Annotated in this window: 14 protein-coding genes; 10 read left to right on the plus strand and 4 right to left on the minus strand. The window is 66.2% G+C overall.

Annotated elements, in window-relative coordinates:
• Positions 1 to 68: 68 nt before the first annotated feature.
• Entirely contained in the window at positions 69 to 1,133 is a 1,065-nt protein-coding gene (locus CSC94_RS20575; RefSeq protein ID WP_099308259.1) for a C4-dicarboxylate TRAP transporter substrate-binding protein, read from the minus strand.
• 139 nt (positions 1,134 to 1,272) lie between these two features.
• Here CSC94_RS20575 and CSC94_RS20580 point away from each other — a divergent pair, with 139 nt between their 5' ends.
• Positions 1,273 to 1,962, plus strand: a complete 690-nt coding sequence (locus tag CSC94_RS20580; RefSeq protein WP_099308260.1) for a TetR/AcrR family transcriptional regulator — start codon at positions 1,273 to 1,275, stop codon at positions 1,960 to 1,962.
• Here CSC94_RS20580 and CSC94_RS20585 read toward each other — a convergent pair.
• A complete protein-coding gene (locus CSC94_RS20585) occupies positions 1,902 to 2,873 on the minus strand; it encodes a LysR substrate-binding domain-containing protein (RefSeq protein ID WP_099308261.1) in 972 nt (323 codons plus the stop codon). The genes CSC94_RS20580 and CSC94_RS20585 overlap by 61 nt on opposite strands.
• Positions 2,874 to 2,972: 99 nt before the next feature.
• On the opposite strand from CSC94_RS20585, the gene CSC94_RS20590 reads away from it, so the two are divergent.
• The 8 genes from CSC94_RS20590 to CSC94_RS20625 all read left to right on the plus strand — a co-directional run bounded on the left by CSC94_RS20590 (position 2,973) and on the right by CSC94_RS20625 (position 13,966).
• Positions 2,973 to 4,556 carry a trimethylamine methyltransferase family protein gene (locus tag CSC94_RS20590; protein WP_245408440.1) on the plus strand — a complete coding sequence of 528 codons (1,584 nt, stop codon included), beginning with the start codon at positions 2,973 to 2,975 and terminating at the stop codon, positions 4,554 to 4,556.
• 78 nt (positions 4,557 to 4,634) lie between these two features.
• Positions 4,635 to 6,680: an NADH:flavin oxidoreductase gene (locus CSC94_RS20595; RefSeq protein WP_099308263.1), complete on the plus strand. Its 2,046-nt coding sequence runs from the start codon at positions 4,635 to 4,637 to the stop codon at positions 6,678 to 6,680.
• Between the two features lie 322 nt (positions 6,681 to 7,002).
• Entirely contained in the window at positions 7,003 to 7,254 is a 252-nt protein-coding gene (locus CSC94_RS20600; protein ID WP_099308264.1) for an acyl carrier protein, read from the plus strand.
• Positions 7,254 to 8,435 carry an acyl-CoA dehydrogenase family protein gene (locus CSC94_RS20605; protein WP_099308265.1) on the plus strand — a complete coding sequence of 394 codons (1,182 nt, stop codon included), beginning with the start codon at positions 7,254 to 7,256 and terminating at the stop codon, positions 8,433 to 8,435. Before CSC94_RS20600 ends, CSC94_RS20605 begins: the two co-directional genes overlap by 1 nt.
• Before the next feature lie 4 nt (positions 8,436 to 8,439).
• Positions 8,440 to 9,348 carry an amino acid--[acyl-carrier-protein] ligase gene (locus CSC94_RS20610; RefSeq protein ID WP_245408441.1) on the plus strand — a complete coding sequence of 303 codons (909 nt, stop codon included), beginning with the start codon at positions 8,440 to 8,442 and terminating at the stop codon, positions 9,346 to 9,348.
• A 2-nt stretch (positions 9,349 to 9,350) separates the two neighbouring features.
• On the plus strand, positions 9,351 to 10,364 hold the full coding sequence (locus tag CSC94_RS20615; RefSeq protein ID WP_245408442.1) for a DUF1839 family protein: 1,014 nt from the start codon (positions 9,351 to 9,353) through the stop codon (positions 10,362 to 10,364).
• A 25-nt stretch (positions 10,365 to 10,389) separates the two neighbouring features.
• Positions 10,390 to 12,876: a glycosyl hydrolase 2 galactose-binding domain-containing protein gene (locus tag CSC94_RS20620; RefSeq protein ID WP_099308267.1), complete on the plus strand. Its 2,487-nt coding sequence runs from the start codon at positions 10,390 to 10,392 to the stop codon at positions 12,874 to 12,876.
• Positions 12,869 to 13,966, plus strand: a complete 1,098-nt coding sequence (locus CSC94_RS20625; RefSeq protein ID WP_099308268.1) for a capsular biosynthesis protein — start codon at positions 12,869 to 12,871, stop codon at positions 13,964 to 13,966. Before CSC94_RS20620 ends, CSC94_RS20625 begins: the two co-directional genes overlap by 8 nt.
• A gap of 144 nt (positions 13,967 to 14,110) precedes the next feature.
• Here CSC94_RS20625 and CSC94_RS20630 read toward each other — a convergent pair whose 3' ends face one another.
• A complete protein-coding gene (locus tag CSC94_RS20630) occupies positions 14,111 to 15,397 on the minus strand; it encodes a lipopolysaccharide biosynthesis protein (protein ID WP_099308269.1) in 1,287 nt (428 codons plus the stop codon).
• A 190-nt stretch (positions 15,398 to 15,587) separates the two neighbouring features.
• Between CSC94_RS20630 and CSC94_RS20635 the strand changes: the two genes are divergently transcribed.
• On the plus strand, positions 15,588 to 16,268 hold the full coding sequence (locus CSC94_RS20635; RefSeq protein ID WP_099308270.1) for a polysaccharide deacetylase family protein: 681 nt from the start codon (positions 15,588 to 15,590) through the stop codon (positions 16,266 to 16,268).
• A gap of 76 nt (positions 16,269 to 16,344) precedes the next feature.
• Here CSC94_RS20635 and CSC94_RS20640 read toward each other — a convergent pair whose 3' ends face one another.
• Positions 16,345 to 16,554 (minus strand): cold-shock protein, encoded by a 210-nt coding sequence (locus CSC94_RS20640; RefSeq protein ID WP_099308271.1) that lies wholly within the window; start codon positions 16,552 to 16,554, stop codon positions 16,345 to 16,347.
• Positions 16,555 to 16,713 lie beyond the last annotated feature (159 nt).

The following is a 16,713-nucleotide window of genomic DNA, read 5'->3' on the forward strand; positions in this document are numbered from 1 at the left end:
AGAGGCGAGGGGTCGGGGACGCGGGGCGGTTGGTGCCCGCGCCCCCGTGCGGCGTCAGCGCCTCCCCGTTATTCCTTCGACCAGTCGCGGATCAGCGTTTCGCCGGCCGCTTCCTGCTTGGCCATGAAGGCTTTCAGCACTTCCGTGCCCGCCAGGCCGGCGGCATCCTGCGCCTTGGCCCAGTCCATGGCGATGTTCGGCAGCGTGTCGGCCCAGCGCTTGCGCTCGGCTTCGGACATCTCGCTGACCTCGCCGCCGGCCGCCTCCAGCGCCTTGTAGGCACCGGCCACGCGTGCATCCAGGCCCGAGCGATAGGCCTTGGCATAGGCGTCAACGCCGGCACGGATGGCGTCCTGCACTTCCTTGGGCTGGTCATCGTACCAGCTCTTCTTGGCCACCAGCGCGCCGGCATACTGCGCGCCGAAATGCACCTTGGTGATGTACTTGGCCTGTTCGGCCAGCTTCGCCGGTGCCGCCGCCGTCGGGAACACGATCACGCCGTCGATCACGCCCGTCTGCAGGTCGTTGTAATAGGTCGTCAGGTTGCCCGAGACACCGACCGCGCCGGTTTCCTTCAGCCAGTTGACGGCCGGGCCGGGGGCGCCGATCTTCTTGCCCTTCAGGTCGTCGATGGAGGCGACCGGGAACTTGGTCATCAGGAAATAGTCTTCCAGGCCGAAGCCGCCGGACAGGTATTCGAGGTCCTTGTCCGCCCACAGCTTGCGCATGTCGGGAATTTCCTCGTGCATCTGCTCGATGGCGTCGAACACCACCGCCGTGTCCGGCGAGTGGAAGGGCGTCACGTAGGTGACGTTCTGCAGCGGCAGCAGCGAGGCCTCGAACAGGCTGGAGACGACGCCGATCTGCGCCAGCCCGTCTTCCATGGCTTCCAGTTCGCCGCCCACCTTGGCCAGCGTGCCGCCATAGGCCTCGGTCCAGCTCACGGTGTGGCCCGTGCCTTCCAGCGCCTTGTTCACCGCCGGGATGAAGGCTTCGGGGATGAGCTTCACCCACAGGAAGACCGGCGGGTGGCCGGCCACGGTCGTGATGTCGATCTCGTCGGCCTGGGCCGCGGGTGAGGAAAGAAAGCTGGCGGCGAGCAGGCTCGCGGCCATGAAGGTTCTGCGAAGCATGACGGTCCTCCCAAATGACCTGGTGAAATGCCGGGCCTCCCAACCCGGGCCTCCTCGCGCCCGGCCTTCGCCGATCGGAGGGATTGGAAAACTATCTGTACGTATGTATTAATTGTCAAGGGACAGCTTGGAGAGCGTCGTGACGGTTCAGGGAAAGCAGCGGGAGGATGGCCGTGTCCTGCGCGGCGAGGCAACGCGGGAGCGCGTGCTCGATGCCGCCGAACGCCTGTTTGCCGACCATGGCTTCGATGCCGTTTCCATTCGCCAGATCGCCCAGGAAGCCGAGGTGACGCTGGGCGTCGTCGGTTTCCACTCCGGCTCCAAGGAGGCGCTCTTTTCCACCATCCTGAAGCGCCGGGTCGATCTGCTGTCGGCTGGCAGGCAGGCCGCGCTGGACCGCCTCCTGGCCGAGAAGGGCCGGGGCGCCATGACGGTGCATGATCTCATGGCCGCCTACATCAACCCCTACATCGATTTCGCGTCCGCCGGCGATCCGCAATGGCTGGCCTATGCCCGGCTGATCGCCCATACCGCCGGTGACAGCCGCTGGTATCCCGCCGTGCGCGACCTCTACGATCCCATGGCCATGGTCTATCTCGCCGAACTGGAAGCGGTCTACCCGGAAGCCCCGCGCGAGAAACTGGCGGCCGCCCTCGTCATGTCGGTCGCGGCCATGCTTTCCACCGTGGCATCGACAACCCGGATGGCCGCGCTCGCCACCGGCGGAGACGATTTGCCCGCGGCCGATACCGGTGAGCGTCTCGCCCGTCACCGGGAAACCTTGATCGCCTTCTGCGCCGGCGGCATCGAGCGCGCTGCCGCGTCCTGAGCATCCTTTGCCGCTTGCTCCGCGATCCAGTCGCGCACGCGCCGCGCCTGGGGCGACAGGTCCCGCGCCTTGGGCCAGAGGATATGAAAGCCGTAACTCGTCGTCAGCCGGTGGCCGGTCACCTGGACCAGCAGGCCGGTATCCACCAGGCGCTGGACGAGATGGCGCCAGCCGAGCGCGATGCCCTGGCCCTCCATGACGGCCTGGATCACCAGCACGTAGTCGTTGATCAGCAGCGCGCGCGGCGCCGCATCGGGTGCCACGCCCGCGCTCCTGAGCCAGTCGGTCCAGTCGGCGGCATCGCGATAGGGCTCTTCCAGGTGGATCAGCCGATGGGACAGCAGGTCCTGCGGCGTTGCCGGCAGGCCATGCCGCTGCGCGTAGAGCGGGCTGGCAACGGCGTAGATCTCCTCGGCGGCCAGCAGCATGCTGTCATAGGCCGGCCATTGCGACGGCACGCCGCCACGAACGCCGAGCGGGATGTTCTCCAGCTGGAAATCGATGTCGCGGTCCGACGTCTGGATACGGATGTCGATGTCGGGCAGGGCCTCGCGGAAATCCTGCAGCCGCGGCATCAGCCAGAAGGAGGCAAAGGCGGTGGAGGCCAGCACCGTGACGTTGGGGCCAGTGCCCAGCGAGCGCAATTCCTCCGCCGACTTGCGGATGTGGTTGAGACCCAGCGTGACGTCGGTGAAGAAGCGCTCGCCGGCTTCCGACAGGCGCACCCGGCGGTGTTCGCGCACGAACAGCGGGACGCCCAGCTGCTCCTCCAGCCCGCGAATGGCATAGGAGACGGCCGCCTGGCTCATGCCCAGTTCCCGCGCCGCGCGCGTGAAGGACGACAGCCGCCCGGCGGTTTCGAAGATGATCAGGGCGCCCGCGGAGGGCAGCAGGTGACGCAGGTTTTGCATAAGGACAGCTTATGCAAATGATGAAGATTTTCCAGCGTCACGACGGCTTTTTTCGCCGCTAGCGTTTTCCTGCCGAAGAACAACCGGGGGGATGGCTCTATGGAACACGTGACGGGAGAAGCGGTGATGGGCGATGAGGCAGTTGCGAGTGCCCCGGCGCGCCGCGAACGCCGGGGGCGCCATGCCCGCGTGGAAGAGCGCAGCCATGGCCCCCAGGGCGTGCACCGGCCCTATATCGTGCGCAACATTCCCACCTATGACGTGCTCGGCGAGGAGAGCCTCGAACGCATCGAGGCCGCCGCCGACCGGATCCTGGCGGAGATCGGCATCGAGTTCCGTGGCGATCCCGTCGCCCTTGATCACTGGCGCCGCGCCGGCGCCACGATCGCCGGCGACCTGGTGAAGTTTCCGCCCGGCATGCTGCGCGAGATCCTCAAGACCGCGCCGGCCGAGTTCACCCAGCACGCCCGCAACCCCGCCAACAATGTCCGCATCGGCGGCAGGAATGTCGTCTTTGCCCCCTGCTACGGCTCGCCCTTCGTCATGGATCTCGACCGGGGCAGGCGCTACGGCACGCTGGACGATTTCTCCAATTTCGTGAAGCTGGCGCAGTCGTCGCCCTGGCTGCACCATTCCGGCGGGGTCATCTGCGAGCCGGTCGACGTACCTGTCAACAAGCGCCATCTCGACATGACCTATGCCCACATGCGCTATTCCGACCGGCCCTACATGGGCGCGGTGACGGCCGAGGACCGCGCCGAGGATTGCATCGAGATGAGCCGCATCCTTTTCGGCGCCGATTTCATGGAAGACCATTGCGTCATCCTCGGCAACGTTAACGTCAATTCGCCGCTCGTCTGGGACGCGACCATGACGCTGGCGCTGCGCGCCTATGCCCGCGCCAACCAGGCCGCCGTCATCGTTCCCTTCATCCTCGGCGGCGCCATGGGGCCGGTCACCAATGCCGGCGCGATTGCCCAGGCGCTGGCCGAAACCATGGCCGGCTGCGCGCTCACGCAGCTCGAGCGCCCCGGCGCGCCGGTCATCTTCGGCAATTTCCTTTCGTCCATGTCGCTGCGCTCGGGTTCGCCGACTTTCGGCACGCCGGAACCGGCCATCGGCTCCATGGTGATCGGCCAGCTCGCGCGGCGGCTGAACCTGCCGCTGCGCTGCTCGGGCAATTTCACCACGTCCAAGCTGCCCGATGCCCAGGCGATGACCGAGAGCACCATGTCGATGCTGGCGGCGGTCCATTGCGGCGCGAATTTCGTCCTGCACTCGGCCGGATTCCTCGACGGTCTCCTGTCCACGTCCTACGAGAAATTCGTCCTCGACGCCGACCTCTGCGGCGCGCTGCACAGCTACATGGACGGCGTGAAGGTCGATGACAACGAACTGGCGCTCGACGCCTTCCGCGAGGTCGGCCCCGGCAACCATTTCTTCGGCTGTGCGCACACCATGGCCAACTACCAGACGGCGTTCTGGGATTCCGAAACGGCCGACAACGATCCGTTCGAGAAGTGGGAGGCCGGCGGCAGCACCGACACGATGACCCGCGCCAACACGCTCTGGAAGAAACGGCTGGCGGAATTCGAGGCGCCCGCCATCGATCCGGGCATGGACGAGGCGCTGAAGGACTTCGTCGCGACCCGCAAGGCATCGATGGACGACGCCTGGTATTGAACCACGCGCCCGGAGCGGGCACCTTGACCGCCCGGCCACGTCCGACACGCGCGCCACCTTCCAGCCGATCCGGTGACCATGACCAACGACCCCATCCTCCAGCCCTTCAAGCTCAGGCACCTGACGCTGAAGAACCGCCTCATGTCGACCGCGCACGAGCCGTCCTATTCCGAGGATGGCATGCCGAAGGACCGCTACCGGCTCTACCACGTGGAAAAGGCGAAGGGCGGCATCGCGCTGACCATGACCGCCGGGTCGGCCATCGTGTCGCCCGACAGCCCGCCCGCCTTCGGCAATCTCTTCGCCTACAAGGACGAGATCGTGCCGTGGATGAAGCGGCTGGCCGACGACTGCCACGAGCAGGGCTGCGCGGTCATGATCCAGCTGACCCATCTTGGCCGCCGGACCAACTGGAACAAGGGCGACTGGCTGCCGGTCGTCTCGCCATCGCCTGTCCGGGAACCGGCCCACCGCGCCTTTCCCAAGCAGATCGAGGACTGGGACATCGAGCGCATCATCGCCGATTTCGCTTCTGCCGCGGGCCGCATGAAGGAAGCCGGCCTCGACGGCATCGAGATCGAGGCCTACGGCCACCTGGTCGATGCCTTCTGGTCGCCCAATACCAACCGCCGCGAGGACGAGTGGGGCGGGTCGCTCGACAACCGCCTGCGCTTTTTCTGGGCCGTGACCGACGCCATTCGCGCCGAGGTCGGCGCCGATTTCATCGTCGGAACCCGCATGGTCGCCGATGAGGACTGGGAAGGCGGCCTGACGAGGGCCGACGGCATGGAAATCGCCCGCCGCGTGGCCGCCTCGGGCAAGATCGACTTCATCAACCTCATCCGCGGCCACATCGAGCATGACGCGCCGCTGGCCGACGTCATCCCGATTGCCGGCATGCGCTCCGCCCCGCACCTGGATTTTGCCGGCGAGGTGCGCGCCGAGACGAAGGTCCCGGTCTTCCACGCCGCCCGTATCTCGGATGTCGCGACCGCCCGCCATGCCATCGCCGAGGGCAAGCTCGACATGGTCGGCATGACCCGCCCGCACATCGCCGACCCGCATATCGTGCGCAAGGTCATGGCCGGCGACGAGCATCGCATCCGTCCCTGCGTCGGTGCCACCTATTGCCTCGATCGTATCTACGAGGGCGGCGAGGCGCTGTGCATCCACAACGCCGCCACCGGCCGCGAGGCGACCATGCCGCAGGTCATTGCGCGCACCGAGGGTGCGAAACGCCGTGCCGTGGTGGTGGGCGCCGGGCCGGCCGGGCTGGAAGCCGCCCGCGTGCTCGGCGAACGCGGACATGCCGTCACCGTGCTGGAGGCGTCGGGCCAGGCCGGCGGTCAGGTGCGGCTGGCCGCGCAGAACCCGCGCCGGCGGGAATTCGTCGGCATCATCGACTGGCGGCTGGAGGAACTGGCCCGCCTTGGCGTCGAGATCCGCTATGATACCTGGGCGGAAGAGGACGACGTGCTGGCGCTCGATCCCGGTCTCGTGGTCATCGCCACCGGCGGCGTGCCGCAGAACCCGCCGCTGCGGGAAGGCGCCGATCTCGTCGTTTCCAGCTGGGATATCCTGTCGGGCGCGGTCCGGCCGCTGGGCGAGGTGCTGATCTACGACGATCATGGCGGCCACCAGGCCATGAGCGCGGCCGAGGCCGTGCTGCGCGCCGGCGCGACGCTGGAACTCGTCTCGCCGGAGCGCTTCTTCGCGCCCGATGTCGGCGGCATGAACCTGGTGCCCTACATGAAGGCCCTGCAGAAGGGCGGCGCCCGCATCACGATCGCCACCAGGCTGGAAGCCGTGCACCGCGAGGGCAACCGCCTCGTCGCCGTGCTCGGTTCGCCCTACGACGAAGCGCACCGCGAGGAACGCCGCGCCGACATGATCGTCGTCGAACATGGCACGCTGCCGCTCGACGACCTTTACCATGCGCTGAGGCCTCAATCGCGCAATCGTGGCGCAATCGACTACGGTGAGCTGGTGAAGGGGTCGGGCGCCATCTTCCCGGACAAGGATTCTGGCGCGGCCTTCGACCTCGTGCGCATCGGCGACGCGGTCGCGTCCCGGAACATCCACGCTGCGATTTACGATGGCCTGCGCTTCATGAAGGATCTCTGAGAAGCCCGCCCGCCGCGCCTGGTCCGTTTTGGTCCCTGGACATTTGCCGTCAGCCGGTATCGGCGTGACGGCTCGCGAGGCTGTGCTCTTTTGACTGTTTCTATTCTTTATTATAGATCATCTTTGAAAGTACAGATTGTGTATAGTTAGATTATTAAAATTGAAATTATCGGATTAACGGCTCGTTCATCCTGTTGAGTGGCTCATAGGACTTATTTAACCACGGGTGTTAAATTAGAATTATCGAGAATGAAAGTAGTCTCCGGTCGATTTCAGGCGTCCGAAGCCAGGGCGCACCATTCAGGCAAGGGGAAAGAGAACCATGAATTCGACGATTCGCGAGCTGTTGGCAAAGCATGGCGGTCTCCCGGTGGCAGTGGAAACGCTAAAGGATGACTCCGATCTCTACGAGGCCGGCCTGTCGTCCTTTGCCTCTGTTCAGCTGATGCTGGCCATCGAAGACCGGTTTGACACCGAGTTCCCGGAAAACCTTCTCAATCGCAAGACCTTTGCCTCCATCGCGGCCATCACCTCGGCCGTGGCTTCGCTTTGCCCGGACCAGGAAGACGCATGATGAACAAGATCACCGACGTCACCCCCATTTCGCTCGTCGAGCGCGCGCGCCGCGTGGCGGCCGTTGCCGCCCGCCATGCCGATGACGTGGACGCGAAAGGCCGGTTCCCGCGCGAAGCGGTCGATGCCATGCGCACCGAGCGCCTGCTCGGCATCCAGATCCCGGCTGGTTGCGGCGGCGAGGGCGCATCCACCGCCGAGATCGCCGAGGTCTGTTCGATCCTCGGCCAGGCCTGTGCGGCTGCCGGCATGACCTTTGCCATGCACCAGATCAAGGCTTCCAGCCTGGTCTCCCACGGAATCGACGATGCCTGGCACACGGCATTCATGCGCCGCATCGTGGCGGAACAGATGCTGCTGGGCTCGGCGACCACGGAAGCCGGCATCGGCGGCAACCTGCGCAATTCGATCTGCGCCATCGAGGTCGACGGCGACACCTGCCGCCTCGAGAAGGACGCCACCGTCATCTCCTATGGCGAGGAGGCCGACGCCATTCTCGTCACCTCGCGCGCCCACAAGGATGCACCGGCGTCCGACCAGGTGATGACGGTCTTCCTGAAGGACCAGTACACGCTGGAAAAGACCCATGTCTGGGATACGCTCGGCATGCGCGGCACCTGTTCCGACGGCTTCCTGTTCAAGGCCGCGGCACCGGCGGTCCAGATCCTGCCCAAGCCCTTCGCCGAGATCGCGGCCCAGTCCATGCTCGCCAACTCCCACATCCTGTGGAGCGCGGTCTGGTACGGCATCGCGGCCGACGCGGTGAACCGCGCCCAGGCCTTCGTGCGCGCCGCTGCCCGCAAGCAGCCGGGCACGGTTCCTCCGGGAGCGCTGCGCCTGGCCGAGGTCTCCAGCCTGCTGCAACTGGTCAAGTCCAATGTCCAGGCGGCGCTGGAGCAGTTCGATATGGCCCAGGCCGACGAGGAAAAGCTCTCCTCCATGGCCTTCGCCGTGGCCATGAACAACGTCAAGATCGCCTCGTCGCAGTCGATCCTCACCATCATCAACCACTGCATGCTGATCTGCGGCATCATGGGCTACAAGAACGGCACGCCCTACAGCCTCGGCCGGCACCTGCGGGATGCCCATTCCGCGCAGCTGATGATTTCGAATGACCGCATTCTCGGCAACACGTCGACCATGCTGCTCATGCACAAGCAAGACACCAGCCTCCTGGGGTGAACCGATGGATATGCAGACTTCCCTTCTCGACCGGCTCCTGACCGCCGGCCATCTGATCGAAACGGGTGTCGATGGCCTCTATGGCCGCTCGGGCGCTTTCGAGGACGTGATTGCCCGCTTCGAGGGCCTGGTCGATCGCTACGGCGGCGGCGAGAATGCCGAGGCCATCCGCTTTCCGCCGGGCATGAACCGGCAGTATTTCGAGAAGAGCGGCTACATGAAGAGCTTCCCGCAGCTCGCCGGCACCGTGCATGCCTTCTGCGGCTGCGACCTCGATCACATGAGCCTGCTCAAGTGCATGGACGAGGGCGAGGACTGGACCGGCCAGCAGCAGGCGACGGATATCGTCCTGACGCCGGCGGCCTGCTACCCCCTCTATCCGACGATCGCCAAGCGCGGCCCGTTGCCCATGGCCGGCGGCCTCTATGACCTGCAGTCCTACTGCTTCCGCCACGAGCCATCGACCGACCCGGCCCGCCAGCAGCTGTTCCGCATGCGCGAATACGTGCGTATGGGCACCGAACACGATGTCACCGAGTTCCGCCAGCTGTGGATGGATCGCGGCCTCGCGATCATGGACGAGGTGGGCCTGGACGTGGAGATCGACGTCGCCAACGACCCGTTCTTCGGCCGCGCCGGCAAGCTGATGGCCAACAACCAGCGCGACCAGAACCTGAAGTTCGAGCTTCTGATCCCGGTGACCTCCACCGTCAACAAGACCGCCTGCATGAGCTTCAACTACCACCAGGACGCCTTTGGCACCAAGTGGGGGCTGACGCTCGAGGATGGTTCGACGGCCCACACCGCCTGCGTCGGTTTCGGCCTGGAACGTATCGCGCTGGCGCTCTTCGCCAAGCACGGGCTGGAAACCGCCGAATGGCCGCAAGACGTGCGCAAGGCGCTCTGGGGGTGATCATGACCGACCGCGCCGGACTCCCGGCGGTCTTTCCGCGGCTCGACCCGGAAACCTATGCGCGTCATCCCCTTCACGCGATGACGCGCGACTGGCCGGAAACCAACTGCTATCTCGACATCTGGATCGAGGTTCTCAACGCCATGGGCCTGCCGCCGGAAGCCTGCCTGGCCTACGCGGTCACGCAGGATTTCGAGGGCGACCAGTTCACCTTCTTCAAGGTGCCGCTGGAAGACCTGGAAAGCCTCTACGGCCTGCGGGTCACCGAACTGGCCATTTATGACCGGCCGGAAAACCACGTGTTCGAACAAATCCGCCGCGGCCGCCTGACCCTGCTGGAACTGGACAGCTTCTTCCTGCCCGACACGCAGGGCACGTCCTACCGCACCCAGCATGGCAAGACGACCGTCGCCATCAACCGTCTCGACATGGACGGCCGCACGATGGACTATTTCCACAACCTCGGCCTGCACCGGCTGGAGGGTGAGGATTTCGACGGCATCCTGCGCCTGGACGAACCGGAAGGCGCCTTGCCCTTCCTGCCCTACACCGAGTTCGTGAAGTTCCCCGGCACCTTGCCCGAGACTGCGGACCTCGCCGACCGGGCAGAGGAGCTGCTCCGCCATCACCTGGCACGGCGGCCAGAGCGCAACCCGGTTCGCGCCTTCGCGGCCGAGTTCCCGGCGCAGGTCGCGGCCGTTTCCGAGCGCGAGTTCGGCTTCTTCCACCTCTATGCCTTCAACACGCTGCGCCAGCTCGGCGCCAATTACGAGCTGTTCTCCAGCCACCTGGAGTGGCTGGCTGCACATGGCCGGCCGGACCTCGCCCGCGGCGTCGAGCATGCCAGGGCCATTTCCCAGACGGCGAAAGTGGTGCAGTTCCAGCTCGCCCGGGCCGTCATGCGCAAGAAGTTCGATGCGCTGGCGCCGGCCCTGCAACCGGCCGTCGAGGCCTGGGACCGGTTGATGGAGGAACTCGACGAAGGCATAGGCAAGGCGGTCACGCGGGCAGCCTGACACCGGACGAACGGGGACGGACGACATGCTGCGGCAAATTCCGCTCAGCGCGAAACAGGTCATGCCTCTCGTCGAAGGCTGGCGCATGGCGGTCACGGCCGCCGGTGCCCATGCCGACGACACGGGCCTGGCCGGCACCGGCGACTGGCTGCCGGCCGCCGTGCCGGGCACCGCCGCCGGCGCGCTGGCCGATGCCGGCCGGTTCGATGTCGATCGCCCCGAGCCGTTGCACGACAAGGACGTCTGGTTTGCCTGCAACGTCGAGGTCGACGATCCCGGCAACCGCCTGCTGTGTCTCGAAGGTCTCGCCACCATCGCCGAGGTCTACTGGAACGGCCTGCGCGTGCTCGACAGTTCCAGCATGTATGCGGCCCATCGCGTGCCGGTGGTCGCCGAGCGCCGGAACCGCCTGTCGATCGCCTTCCGTGCACTGCAGCCGTGGCTTGACCGGAAGGGTCCGCGCGCCCGCTGGCGCCCGCAACTGGCCACCAGCCAGGGCCTGCGCCTGGTGCGCACCACGCTGCTCGGTCACATGTCGGGCTGGTGCCCCGATGTCCAAGCGGTCGGTCCCTGGCGGCCGGTTTCGCTGGTCACGCCCGATGCGCGCGACCTGCACCTTGAAGACCTGAAGCCGGACCTGCGCGACGACGGGACCGGCACGCTGGACGTCCGCTTCCGCCTCGATCCCGAGGAAGAGGCGCCGCGCGTTTCCTGTGCCGGAACGAGCGCCCTCGCGTCGCGCGGGGAAGACGGGACCTGGCGCGCCCATCTGGAAATTGCCGATGTCGCGCCCTGGTGGCCGCATACCCATGGCACACCCGCCCTTCATGCGGTGACCGTGGAGGTGGCGGGACGCGCCTACGATCTGGGCCGCACCGGCTTCCGGCGCATTGCCGTCGATCGCGGGGCGGACGGAACGGGATTTGCGCTGCGGATCAACGGCGTGCCGGTGTTCGCGCGCGGCGCGGTCTGGACCAATGCCGATATCCTGCGCCTGCCCGGCGGCCGCGATTCCTATGCGCCCTGGCTTGACCTGGCCGTCGAGGGCGGCATGAACATGCTGCGCATCGGCGGCACCATGGCCTATGAAAGCCCTGCCTTCTTCGAGCTGTGCGACGAGAAGGGCATCATGGTCTGGCAGGACTTCATGTTCGCCAACTATGACTATCCCGTTGCCGACGAGGCCTTTGCAGCCACGGTCCGGGCGGAAGCCGACCAGGTGCTGGCGGGCATCCAGGCGTGTCCTTCGCTGACGGTCCTGTGCGGTGGCAGCGAGATCTACCAGCAGGCGGCCATGCTCGGTCTGCCGGAGAGCCGCTACAAGGGTCCGCTGACCGAGGAAATCCTGCCCGGTCGCGCCGCGCACTGGCGGCCGGACGTGCCCTATGTGCCCAATTCGCCCTGTGGCGGCGCCCAGCCGTTTTCGCCCAACGAGGGCATTGCCCATTACTACGGCAACAGCGCCTATCGCCGGACGCTGGAGGATGCGCGCCGCGCCGGCGTCCGCTTCGCCGCCGAGACGCTTGCCTTCTCCCACGTGCCGCAGCAGCGCACGCTTGACAGCCATCTGCCGGTGATGCCGGGCCACGACCCGCGCTGGAAGGCCCGCGTGCCGCGCGACCGCGGCGTCGGCTGGGACTTCGAGGATGTCCGCGATCACTATTTCGAGGACATCTTCGGCGAGCGGCCCGCCGACGTGCGCTACGGCGACCCGGCCCGCTACCTCGACCAGTCGCGGGCCGTCACCGGCGCGGTCATCGAGGCGACGATGGCCGAATGGCGCCGCGCCGCCTCCTCCTGCGCCGGCGCGCTGGTCTGGACCTGGCAGGACCTCCTGCCGGGCGCCGGATGGGGCCTCGTCGATGCGACCGGCGAACCCAAGCCCGCCTGGTACGCCATGAAGCGCGCCTGCCGGCCCGTGCAGGTGATGATGACCGACGAGGGTACCAACGGCCTCTCCGTCCATGCGGTCAATGAGACCGGCCGGGATGTTCCCGTCGTCCTCTCGCTTGCCTGCCTGCGCGATGGTGCAACGCCGGTGGTGCAGGGCCGCCGCGAGATGACCCTTGGCGCCAGGCAGGCGGTGGAAATTCCCGCGACGGACCTGTTCGGTGCCTTCTTTGACACGACATGGGCCTTCCGCTTCGGCCCGCTGTCCCATGATGTCACGGTTGCCCGCCTGGCCGATCCCGGGACCGGCAGCGTGCTGGCCGATGCCTTTCATTTCCCGGCCGGCTGGCGCCACGAGCGCCATGCCCCGGCTTTGGCCGCCGGCCTGTCGCAGGATGCCGCCGGGACCTGGTGGCTCGGCCTCGAGACGGATCGCCTGCTGCGCTCGGTCCATGTCGACGACGAGAATTTCAGGCCGGACGACGACTGGTTTCACCTCGCGCCCGGCGCGAAGAAGACGTTGCGCCTTCATCGCCGGCCGCAGGCCGCCAGCGATGCCAGGCCGCACGGAACGATCACCATGCTCAATGCAACGGGACGGATAGGCTATGGAAATGATTGACACCACCCGCCTGGAGCCGCGGGCCACCGTTGCCCGTCCGCGGGACCTGCGCCTGCCGGTGACGATGCAGATCAACACCTATCCGCTCGACCTGCCGCATTTCCCGGTCAGCCTGGCGCACCAGTTGCGCACCTTTGCCGGGCAGGTGGACCGCGTGATCGTCAGCGTGGATGTCCGCCCGCCCCAGTCCGGGCGCTACAAGGGCGACACGAAGGGCGAGCGCTTTGTCCGCAGCCTGGAGGCGATGCGCGCGCTTTATCCCGTTTTCGAGATGCAGCACAACAACCTGTCCTTTGTCGAGGTCGACTACAGCCCGGCGGCGAAGGCCGATGTCGCGGGCTATTTCTTCGGCCGCGACGACATTCCGGACAAGGCCTGGGACGGCGGACCTTTCTATTGCTATTTCCACGGCCTGCGTGCCGCCGGTCCGGGCTATGTCCTGCACATGGATGCCGACATGCTGTTCGGCGGCCAGAGCCAGGCGTGGATTGCCGAGGCCGTCGACCTGCTGCGCCAGCGCGAAGACCTCCTGTTCGTCAGCCCGCTGGCGGGTCCGCCGCATCCCGAGGGCCTCAAGGGCGCACACGCCAATGCGACCCACGCCTATCGCCGCGAAACCGTTGACGGCCGGCCCGCCTGGCGGTTCAACAGTGTCAGCACGCGCATCTTCCTCATGGACATGGCACGCTTCGAAAGCCGCATCGGCCATTTGGCCCTGGAACGTCCGTCGAAAAGCCAGCGCCTGCGCGCCTTTCTGCTCGGCAATCCGCCGCAGGCATTGTCCGCCGAAATGGTCCTGTCGAACACGCTGAAGGCGCACGGCATGGGCAACATGCACTTCCTCGGTTCAGCCGAGGGGATGTATTCGCTGCATCCGCCGTTCCATTTCGAAGCGTTCCACAAGGCCCTGCCGGATCTGGTCGCGCGGATCGAGCGCGGCGAAATCCCGGAAGGCCAGCGGGGCGACTATGACCTCAATCCGTCCATGGTCGACCTGACGCCCGGCCTGGCCAACCACGTCTGGCACCGCCGCGCCCGCCGCCGCCTGTCGGATGTCGCGGCCTACTGGCGCACGCGTTTTTTCGGATAACAAGGCAATCTGTCACGCCCCGCGCGCGCGCCATGCGCCGCGGAACAGCCGCAGCAGGTCCGGCGAAAGCGGACACCGGTATCGCGGAAGAATGACACGACAAGGCACCGCAGTGCTTCGACGGATCGCGGAAAGGCCTAGATCCTACTCGGCGGCCTGCGGTGCTTCGCTGTCTTTCGCGCTGACGGCCTTGCGCCGCTTGAGGCTGATGATCGTCCACGTCGCGGCGAGGATCGCCGCCTGCAGGCTGATGCGGGCGATGACCGCGCCTTCCATTCCGCCCAGCACGCAGCCGGCCCAGACGAAGCCGATGATGGCGAAATTGGAGATCAGGATCAGCACGACACGGGTTCCCTGCATGCCGATGGAGCGCATGATGTCGGCCCCGATTCCCGCGGCCCCTAGCAGCAGCGGGTAGAAGGCCAGCAGCTTGATCAGTCCGACGGCGTCGCGGTACTCCTCGCCGATGATCAGCGGAATGTATTCGGCGACGAAATAGACGAAGATCGCCAGCGCCACGCCGATGGCGGAAATGAACGGCAGCACCTTGATGCCGAAGCCGATACCGTGCTCCGCGCCCTTGTCGGCATGGCGGAAATAGCGCGTGTAGGTGGCGTAGAGAATGGCGCGCACCGGCGCCGTGGCGGCGTCGATGATGCGGAAGGCCGCGGTGTAGAGACCGGCATGTTCCGGGCCGAGAACCTGCACGATGACCGGCTTGTCGAGGTCGCGCAGGCCGGAAACGGAGGCGAATTCCAGGCTGAAGAGAAAGCCCAGCTTGTAGTCGAAGCCGGAGAGCCCGAGCTTTGGGCGGCCGAAATCGCGCAGCACCATGGCATAGGCCACCGCGGCGGCCAGCACGCTGGCCCCGGCGTACCACAATGCCCAGGTGTTGATGTCGATGCGCCCCTCGGTCAGCGTGAGCACGGCGACGGCGGCGAGCCGCAGGATCAGGCTGCCGTTGTCGATGAAGAACTGCCGCCCGGCGCGGTCATGCGCCATGTAGGAGGCCGAGGCCAGGAAGGTGATCTTGCGGAACCCGCATTCGGCCGCGATGACGCAGGCCATGCCGAGATAGCTCAGCTCGCCGGTGTTGAGGAAATGCAGGATGACGAAGGCAATCGGGATGGCCGGCAGCAGCGTCAGGCCGATCATCATCAGCGCGCGCCCGAAATAGTCGGCGAACTGGTCCTTGTGGACCGCCACCCGCTGGATCAGCAGGTGATCGCTGCCCAGGCCCACGAAGACGCTGATCATCAGGGCGATGGCCGAGACGCTGGCGAAGACACCGTAGCCGCTTGGACCCAGCGCGCGGCTGATCAGCACGAAGAAGCCGAACTGGGTGACGATCTGGAACCCGAAATTGATCCCGTAGTAGACCGTGTTGCGCACCAGCGGCGACCGGGAAAGCGTGATGAGCCTTTTCACCATGTGTCTGGTCCGCGTCCCTTGATTTTTTTCGCGCACGGCCCTGGCGCCGGTCGAACTCCGGCCCCGTCGTGTTTCCCGTTCTTTAGCAGGTGCGGGTTAATATTCCGGTTCGCGCTGCCCGGCGCCGACTCATCATCTGTTGACGTTTCCCTGCCACCATGCGGAACGACCCCCGGAAACAGGAACCGACATGCTGGCCAGGACGCTCTATCTTACCTTTCACGGCATCGGCGACCCGGTCGTGCCGCTCGCCGAGGGCGAGGGGCGCTATTTCGTGCCCCGTTCCGCCTACGAGGACACGATCGCCAGCCTGTCGGGGATCGAGGCGGCTCATGGCGTGCGCATCCACGTGACCTTCGATGACGGCAACCTGTCGGACTGGCAGTTCGGGCTGCCGGCCCTGGTCAAGGCGGGACGCAAGGCCCGTTTCTTTGTCCTGGCAGGGCGGATCGGCAAGCAGGGTTACCTGTCCGGAGACCAGATCCGCGAGATGCAGGCGGCCGGCATGGCCATCGGTACCCATGGCTGGGATCATGTCGACTGGCGACGGCTCGATGCCGCCGGACGGCAGCGTGAATGGCTGGATGCCCGCCGCCGGATCGAGGACGAGACCGGCACGCCGGTCGACCATGCCGCCATCCCGTTCGGGGCCTTCGACAAGGAGGTTCTCGCCGGTCTCAAGCAGGCCGGCTATGCCCGGGTCTACACCTCGACGGCCGGCCTGGCGCTCGAGGGCGCCTGGTTCTGCCCGCGCTGGTCGGTGACCGAGGGCTTCAGCGCCGCAAAGGACATCCCGGCCCGGCTCGGCCTGCGCGAGAAACTGCGCGGCACCGCCTACGCCCCGCTGCGCCGCCTTCGCTACGCGATCTGACCGAACCGATCTCCGGGCAAAGAAAAAGCGGGCTTGCGCCCGCTTTCCCGTGTCTGCCTGCTGGCAGCCTGAAGAATCAGGCGGCGCTCAGGTTGTCGGCGGAGGACTTGCCCGAGCGGCGGTCCTGCACGACTTCGTAGTTCACCTTCTGACCTTCGGTCAGGGTGCCCATGCCGGAACGCTCGACGGCGGAAATGTGGACGAAAACGTCGCTGCCGGCGGCATCCGGCTCAATGAAGCCATAACCCTTGGTGGTGTTGAACCATTTGACGGTACCAGTAGCCATTGCTTTTCTCTTTTCATGCAAGTGCTGACGATTGCCCGCGCCGCAGGGCGCAAAGCGGTTAGTTCGAGATTTAGGAAGAAGGGACGTCAGCAAGCGCGAGAAACGCGGGCCAGGTCGTTCGGCCGAAATATCGATATCTTCCATTAGCCAAAGACTGTG

The organism is Zhengella mangrovi (genome assembly GCF_002727065.1).
In the GTDB taxonomy this organism is placed as follows: domain Bacteria; phylum Pseudomonadota; class Alphaproteobacteria; order Rhizobiales; family Rhizobiaceae; genus Zhengella; species Zhengella mangrovi.